This is a genomic window from Dyadobacter luticola, assembly GCF_005860805.1.
Classification (GTDB): Bacteria; Bacteroidota; Bacteroidia; order Cytophagales; family Spirosomataceae; genus Dyadobacter; species Dyadobacter luticola.
The window spans coordinates 571,779-580,007 of the sequence record NZ_VCEJ01000008.1 but is presented as its reverse complement, the minus strand read 5'-3'; the positions used below and the strand labels follow the sequence as shown (position 1 = coordinate 580,007).

The 8,229-nt window shown below is 45.3% G+C and carries 7 protein-coding genes; 6 read left to right on the top strand and 1 reads right to left on the bottom strand.

The annotated features are described in order from the left end of the window. Positions 1 to 190: 190 nt before the first annotated feature. Complete coding sequence (locus FEN17_RS26375) at positions 191 to 2,635, bottom strand: ribonucleoside-diphosphate reductase subunit alpha (RefSeq protein WP_138368430.1); 2,445 nt, start codon at positions 2,633 to 2,635, stop codon at positions 191 to 193. 435 nt (positions 2,636 to 3,070) lie between these two features. On the opposite strand from FEN17_RS26375, the gene FEN17_RS26370 reads away from it, so the two are divergent. The 6 genes from FEN17_RS26370 to rimK all read left to right on the top strand — a co-directional run bounded on the left by FEN17_RS26370 (position 3,071) and on the right by rimK (position 8,217). Then, positions 3,071 to 3,982, top strand: a complete 912-nt coding sequence (locus FEN17_RS26370; RefSeq protein ID WP_138368395.1) for a sugar phosphate isomerase/epimerase family protein — start codon at positions 3,071 to 3,073, stop codon at positions 3,980 to 3,982. 123 nt (positions 3,983 to 4,105) lie between these two features. After that, complete coding sequence (locus FEN17_RS26365; protein ID WP_138368394.1) at positions 4,106 to 4,357, top strand: type B 50S ribosomal protein L31; 252 nt, start codon at positions 4,106 to 4,108, stop codon at positions 4,355 to 4,357. Positions 4,358 to 4,471: 114 nt separating this feature from the next. Then, entirely contained in the window at positions 4,472 to 5,665 is a 1,194-nt protein-coding gene (locus FEN17_RS26360) for a putative sugar nucleotidyl transferase (RefSeq protein ID WP_138368393.1), read from the top strand. A 32-nt stretch (positions 5,666 to 5,697) separates the two neighbouring features. After that, on the top strand, positions 5,698 to 6,816 hold the full coding sequence (locus tag FEN17_RS26355) for a DNA polymerase III subunit (protein ID WP_138368392.1): 1,119 nt from the start codon (positions 5,698 to 5,700) through the stop codon (positions 6,814 to 6,816). After that, positions 6,813 to 7,280, top strand: coding sequence for an ATP-dependent zinc protease family protein (locus tag FEN17_RS26350; protein ID WP_138368391.1), 468 nt, complete (start codon positions 6,813 to 6,815; stop codon positions 7,278 to 7,280). Before FEN17_RS26355 ends, FEN17_RS26350 begins: the two co-directional genes overlap by 4 nt. Positions 7,281 to 7,314: 34 nt before the next feature. Continuing rightward, complete coding sequence (gene rimK / locus FEN17_RS26345) at positions 7,315 to 8,217, top strand: 30S ribosomal protein S6--L-glutamate ligase (RefSeq protein ID WP_138368390.1); 903 nt, start codon at positions 7,315 to 7,317, stop codon at positions 8,215 to 8,217. Positions 8,218 to 8,229: the final 12 nt, after the last annotated feature.

Below are 8,229 nucleotides of genomic sequence, written 5' to 3'. Positions count from 1 at the left end.
TCCCGATTGGGAGTGCAAAAGTGCACCATCAATTCTATAATAGCAAGCACCAGCCGCAAATATTTTTAAAGATTTTTTCGGAGTACAGCTCAACTTACTGATTTTCAAAAAAATACATTTTAAAAAATTTTACAAAAAAAAATGGCGCGTACTAAGTACACGCCATCCAAAATTCTAAAACTGACTTAGACTAACTCCCGCAAGCCTCGCAACCTTCGGGATTATCCAGCGAACACTGCATGTCCGCCAGGTTATCTTTTTTCACCATCGGCTTTGCATGAGATTCCGCGTACTGTACGTAATCGAGCGCCTTTTCGGATACGACCATGGTAGCCGGCTCCAATTGAACTTCCGCCTGCTTGCTGACAGTAAATTGCACCGGATCGGAGGCTGCGCGGGTACGCAGGTAGTACATGCCCGTTTTCAAGCCCTTTTTCCAGGCGTAGAAGTGCATGGACGTCAACTTACCGAAGTTTGCCTCTTCCATGAATATATTCAGTGACTGTGACTGGCAAATGTATGCACCGCGATCCGCCGACATATCCAGCAAGCTGCGCTGCTTGATCTCCCAAGCTGTTTTATACAAATCCTTAATATTCTGAGGAATGTTTGGAATTGGCTGAACCGAGCCGCTTGCCCGAACCAGGTTATTTTTCATCTCTTCATTCCAAAGTCCGAGGCGTACCAAGTCTTTTAACAAATACTTATTAACTACCACAAATTCACCCGAAAGAACCCGTCTTACATAGATATTAGAGGTAAATGGTTCAAAGCATTCATTATTACCCAGAATCTGGCTGGTAGATGCCGTCGGCATTGGAGCAAGTAAAAGAGAATTACGCACGCCAAACTTCACCACATCCTTTCTCAACTTATCCCAATCCCAGCGCCTGCTGCTTGGCGTCACGCCCCACATATCGAATTGGAACACTCCTTTTGAAATCGGACTGCCTGCCCAGCTCTCATAAGGACCAAGTTGCGTTGCCAATTCCATGGACGCTTCCATTGAGCCGAAATAAATCGTCTCGAAAATATCTTTATTCAGCTGACGCGCTTCGTCCGAGTCGAAAGGCATGCGCATCATGCAGAAAGCATCTGCCAATCCTTGTACTCCAATCCCGATCGGACGGTGTCTCTTATTACTTTTTTCAGCTTCGGGAACAGGATAGTAATTCAGGTCAATGATCTTGTTCAGGTTGCGGGTAATCACTTTCGTGATCTCATACAATTTCTGATGGTCGAAGCGCATCAAACCATTAGGCATTTGCTCCACGAACTTTGGCAAAGCGATAGATGCCAGGTTACAAACCGCTACTTCATCAGGCGCGGTATACTCGATAATTTCTGTACAAAGGTTCGACGACTTGATCGTACCCAGATTTTGCTGGTTGGATTTACTGTTCGCGTGATCTTTATACAACATATAAGGTGTACCAGTCTCAATCTGCGATTCCATAATTGCAAACCAAAGATCCTGCGCCTTAATCGTTTTACGCGCCCGGCCTTCCAGCTCATATTGTTCGTACAGTTTTTCGAAATCCGCGCTGTGCGTATCAGACAAGCCCGGACATTCGTGCGGACAGAATAAGGACCAGGTATCATTCGCCTCCACGCGCTTCATGAACAAATCCGGGATCCACAAGGCATAGAAAAGGTCACGTGCACGCTGCTCCTCTTTTCCGTGGTTTTTCTTCAAATCCAGAAAGTCAAAAATATCGGCGTGCCAAGGTTCCATATATATAGCAAAAGAACCTTTGCGCTTTCCACCTCCCTGATCCACATATCTTGCCGTATCATTGAACACGCGGAGCATCGGTACGATACCATTGGACTGACCATTGGTACCTTTAATATAAGAACCCGTCGCGCGGACGTCGTGAATGCTCAGACCAATCCCGCCGGCAGACTGAGAAATCAATGCGCAATTTTTGAGTGTGTCGTAAATACCATTAATGCTATCCTCTTTCATTGTCAAAAGAAAGCAGGAAGACATTTGTGGTTTTGGTGTTCCAGCATTGAATAATGTTGGTGTGGCGTGCGTAAACCACTTTTCCGAAAGCAAATGATATGTTTCAATCGCCGACTGAATATCCTCCTGGTGAATTCCCACCGCAACGCGCATCAACATATGCTGCGGGCGCTCTACAATTTTACCGTCAACTTTCAGTAAATATGATTTTTCGAGTGTTTTATAGCCGAAATAGTCATAAGCATAGTCCCGGTCATAAATGATCGTCGAGTCAAAAAGAGAAGCGTTTTGACGGATTACCTCATAAACTTCCTTTGAAATCAGCGATGCATTTTCACCGGTTTTGGAATCTATATAAGTATAAAGACGCTTCATTGTCGCCGAAAACGACTTCAATGTGTTTTTATGAAGGTTTGAAATAGCTACCCGAGCAGCAAGAATCGCATAATCGGGGTGTTTGGTTGTCATGGACGCCGCGGTTTCGGCAGCGAGGTTGTCCAGCTCAGCAGTGGTAACACCGTCGTAAATACCGGATACTACTTTTTTGGCCACTTCTATCGGCTGGATGTAGTTGGTGTCCAGGCCATAGCTGAGTTTTTCGATGCGGGCTGTCACTTTGTCGAACTTTACAGACTCGCGGCGGCCGTCACGCTTTATTACGTACATTGACATAACGATATGTTGTTTATTAGGAAGTTGGTGATGTTAATAACAAAGAATTGTACTCGGAGGTGATTCGGAAAATCTCTTGAAGTAACATTAAATTATCGGGAATCGCAACCGGTTTTGAGGGTTAAAAAAGGCTCTAAAGGGATAACACAAATTAAGGAATTGTTAAGGTTCTAAGGGTTAGTCATTTACAAAATCATCGATCTAAATATTTTCTTCAAAAAATTTTACGGAAAAATAAATTCAAAAATTTGTAAACTTTTTTCTGGCTAGCTACAAAGGGAAACCATTAGTAGTAAAATATTTGAATTGAAAATCAGACACTTAGGACAAATAAAATTTGAGATCAAAAATAAAATTTGTAAACTTTTTTTCTTGGCCCTCAAAAATTTCTGTTAGATAATTTTAAACATTGAATAAAAAACTATTCCTATGATTGACAAAAATGAACATTCCGGCAGGAGAAATTTTATCAAAAGCTCCTCCGGGATTTTAGCTGGATTGGCAGCGAGCAGCGTTGCGCCTGATTTATTCGGTTCTGACCACAACAAACCCCAGTATTCTATCCCACTAGGCGTGTATGCGGGGTATAATAAAGCGCATTTTTTGAAGGAATCGGGATGTACTTATATAGAGGAGTCGGTTTCAGGCTTTTTGCTGCCAGCCGACGGTGACCAGCAGTATGAGAAAAACCTTCAGCAACTCAAATCGGAAAATTTCCCGATCAAATCTTACGTGATCCTCCTGCCGGGAAGTCTCAAAACATTAGGCCCGGACGCCAATCACGAAGCAATACTTCAGCGAACCGAACTGGTGCTAAAAAGGGCAAAAGAATGTGGCTCGCAATATATCGTGTTCGGCAGCGGCGCCTCCCGCGTGATTCCCGAAGGATTCGACCGGGCGGTCGCAAAATCACAGCACATTGACCTCACCAGAAAAATGGCACCGCTGGCGGAAAAGTATGGGGTGACGATCGCCGTGGAGCCTTTGAACCGGGGTGAAACCAATTTTATTAACAGTCTGTCCGAGGGTGTCGAGATCGTCGATGCCGTGAAAAGTCCACGGGTGAAGCTGCTTTGTGACATTTATCATATGCTGAAAGAAGACGAGCCTGCGACGGAAATCGTGAAATACGGTAAGCACATTGTGCACTGCCACATTGCCGAAAAAGAAAGCCGCACACCTCCCGGCGTAAAAGGAGATGATTTTCGCGCTTACCTCGGCGCGCTGAAAAAAATCAATTATAAAGGTGGGCTTTCTATCGAATGTTTCGTGTATAATGATTTTGATAAAGAGGCAAAAAAAGGGATTGAGGTTCTCAAACAGCAGCTTAGCGAAGTATAGCTTTGGTCTGTATCAGGTTAATATTAAAAAAGATACAGCTCCACTTCTTGGTTTACAGAAGAAGAATTTTTACTTTTGCAATCCTTTTTGAGAATAGCATCGAACATATAATAGCATATACCAATGAAAAAAGATATTCATCCCAACTACAGAGAAGTCGTTTTCTGGGATCTATCAAGCGATTTCAAATTCATAACACGTTCTACCATAGAAACCAGCGAGAACATTACCTGGGAAGACGGTAAGTCTTATCCGGTTTACAAAGTCGAGGTTTCTTCACAGTCACATCCTTTTTACACTGGTAAAAATGTGCTTGTGGATACTGCCGGACGTGTTGATAAATTCAGAAAACGTTACGGAACGAAAGAAGTTTAATCGCTTTTTGAAATTAGAAAGAAGCAGTCTCCGCGCAAATGTGCAGGAGACTGCTTCTTTTTTTGCCCCATCCAATAAAATGACCGACCTTTGACCACACATACTTGAACCATTATGCCTGCCGTCATTCTCTTTGATGATCCGATATTTCGTCCGCAACTTTTACCATTGACATACACCCGGCCCGTCGCCGAACTTCGCTGCGGCATACAGACGATCTCCGAAAAGTGGTCCTCAGTCCTGGATTCACCGGTTTCTTACCTGACTGAAACATACCTTAGCACCAAGTTTCCTGTCAATTATTCTTCTGATAATCTTTTAATTAACGGAAGCTTGTGCCCGGATCAGGACATTTTAAAATCAATTACCGATCTGGAAAAAGAATCAGCGCTCTTTTCGGCAGATGGCGTGTTGCTGGCGCTGCGCACTGGTAAATCTTGGAAAACCGAGGACGGCATTAAAGGATTTAAACCGGTACATTATCCTGGTATTCCAACATTGATCCGTGAAGTCTGGCACATTTTTTCTTTTAACGCGGCGCAAATTAAAGCTGACTTTGAGAGACTGACTTTGAACAAAAAATCCGCGTCTATAACCGACCCTTTTACACATTGTTACAATAAGGAAAATATCTTTATCGAGGAAGGTGTTGTTATTAAAGCGTCTATTTTAAATGCTGAAAATGGGCCAATCTACATTAGCCGCGATGCTTTGATACAGGAAGGCTCGATGGTACAGGGACCATTTTTTATTGGCGAAGGTTCCGTCCTGGCGCAAGGTGCGAAGATCAGGCCCAATACCACGATCGGACCATTTTGTAAAGTCGGCGGGGAAGTGAGCAACATTGTGATTTTGGGTTACAGCAACAAAGGTCACGACGGATATCTTGGAAATTCGGTGCTAGGAGAATGGTGCAATCTCGGGGCGAATACCAATAATTCGAACCTGAAAAATGACCTTAGCCCCGTAAAATTGCACAGCTATGCCACCAACAAACTGAAAAATACCGGCCTGCAAAACTGCGGCCTGATCATGGGCGATTATTCCAAAGCCGGAATTTCGACGATGTTCAACACCGGGACGGTTGTTGGCGTAAGTGTGAATGTGTTTGGCGCGGGATTTCAGGATAAACACATTCCCTCGTTTTCATGGGGCGGGGCGGCGGAAGGAATTTCGGAATACCGTTTTCAAAAAGCATTGCACGTGGCAGCAGATACGGTGGTCCGCCGTAATGTTGATTTTGGCGAAACAGACGAGAAAATTCTCCATCATATATTTGAACAAACGCAAATGCAGCGATCGATTTAAAATCGGACAAAGCAAAAAACTAGACCCACATCGTGCTTTTCAAAGATATTCCGGGACAGGACCATATCAAATCGACGCTCCGGCGGTCGGTGCAGAATAGTCACCTGGCGCATGCATTACTTTTTGATTATCCTGCGGGCGGGGGCGGATTGTCGCTGGCGCTGGCATTTGCAACATATATCAACTGCGAAAACAGGCAAGAGGACGATGCTTGCGGTGTGTGCGCTTCCTGCTCAAAAATGAGCAAGCTGATCCACCCGGATATGCATTTTATTTTCCCGATAGCCACTTCAAAAAAGCTCGACGGGAAAACCAGCGAAGCCTTTCTGCCACTCTGGCGGTCATTTTTACTTGAAAATCCATACCGCGTTTTACCCGAGTGGCTCGACCATATCAGCGCTGAAAACAAGCAGGGCAACATTTCCGTGGAAGAAGCGCGGGGTATTTTGAAAAAACTGTCGGTTAAGGCTTATGAAGGCGAATACAAGATTTTGCTGATCTGGAAGCCTGACATTATGAATGCCGCGTCTTCCAATGCAATTTTGAAAATCCTGGAAGAACCACCGGAAAAAACGCTTTTTCTCCTGGTCAGCGATCAGTCCGACAAATTAATTACAACCATTATTTCCAGGACGCAGCGCGTCACGATCCCTGCATTTTCGGATAAGGATGTGCGGCATTTTCTGAACGAACACAACGTAGCTGTTGCTGCCGCCAGCCAGATTGCCTTTTTGTGTGACGGAAATCTTTCCGAAGCATTACAACTCGTTCACGAAACCGAAGACGACCGCTCGGCCTGGTTTGCTGCCTGGATGCGATCTTGTTACAGGTATGACCTCGCACATTTGGTAAAGCTCGCGGACAATTATGATGTCATGAGCAAGGAAAAGCAAAAAGGTACGCTGGAATATGCGCTGCGACTTTTTAGGGATATGTTACTGTGGGTCCACGGCGCCGGGGAATTGTTGCGGGTTCCGGATGAAGAGCTTACTTTCGTGCAGAATTTTTCCAAAGCAGTAACTTCTGGATCGCTCGAAAAAATGGTGGATGAGGTCAACACAGCCTGTTATCACATTGAGCGTAACGTCAGGGCAAAAATGGTTTTCCTCGATCTCTCCCTCACATTTGCCCACTTTTTCCAACGCAGATGAAAAACGCCCTGCAAGTGATCGGAGCGACCGATATTGTGGATTTGCCCGAGCTGGGCTGGTACAATGTGCCCGTCCGCATCGACTCGGGCGCTACCAGTTCTGCCATACATTGCGCGAAGGTGAAATTGGTCAAAGATGGCGAGCAGACTAGCCTCCATTTTTTTCTGGACACAAAAAAAGGAGCCCCGCAGCAATCCTACATTGTGACTGATTTTAAAGAAACAGTCGTCCGAAATTCTTCCGGCAAAGAAGAAAAACGGTACGTGATCAAAACCAGGATCACATTATTTGGCAAAAAGATCATGACTGAATTTTCACTGGCCAACCGACGCAAAATGCAATACCCGATCCTGCTGGGACGAAAGTTGCTCAAAAACAGGTTTTTAGTAGATGTTTCACAAAAAAACCTGTCTTCGGCTCGCCGTCATACCACATTGGTTCGCTCCAAAAACAGCCATGCGTAAATCCATACCTCGACATTAACTTGATCAACATTCTATGAAAATAGCCGTATTATCAACCAATCCCGACCTTTATTCAACGAGGCGGCTGGTGGAGGCGATCATATCACGAGGACACGAGCCGACGGTCATTGACCACGTCAAATGTTCCGTCATGATCGAAGGCGGGAAACCGTCGATTATTTACAAAGGCAAATCCATTCCTGAACTCGACGCCGCAATCCCAAGAATCGGCACGTCGGTCAGTTCCTTTGGCTGCGCAGTCGTACGTCAGCTTGAACTGATGAAGGTTTTTACAACTGTCAAGTCACAGGCAATTTTGCGATCGCGGGATAAGTTGAGAAGTATGCAAGTACTCGCCAAATCAGGCGTAGATGTTCCGAAAACGGTTTTTGCCAAAAACCCGGCGCAGGTCAACGAGCTCATACATTTGGTGGGCGGCCCGCCGGTGGTGATCAAATTGCTCGAAGGCACGCAGGGCGTGGGCGTCGTACTTGCAGAAACCATCAAAGCGGCCAAGTCGACGATTGAAGCATTTTACGGTCTGCGCGCGAATTTTTTGATCCAGGAATACATTGCAGAGTCAAAAGGCGCTGACATTCGCGCTTTTGTGATCGGCAATAAAGTGATCGCCGCCATGAAAAGGCAGGGAGCCGAAAGTGATTTCAGGTCAAATCTGCACCGGGGAGGCGCCGGACAAATTATTGAACTAAGCCCAGAAGAAGAACATACCGCCATCGCAGCGGCAAAAGCCCTCGGCGTCAAAATTGCCGGCGTAGATATGCTGCAATCCGATCGCGGCCCGCTGGTCATGGAAGTTAATTCCTCCCCCGGCCTGCGAGGCATCGAGGAAATCAGCGGCATCGACATCGCCTCGCTGATTGTGAGTTACATTGAAGATAAAATTGTGACGGACGAAGGGGATACGGTTGGGGTTTAATCTATTTCAATT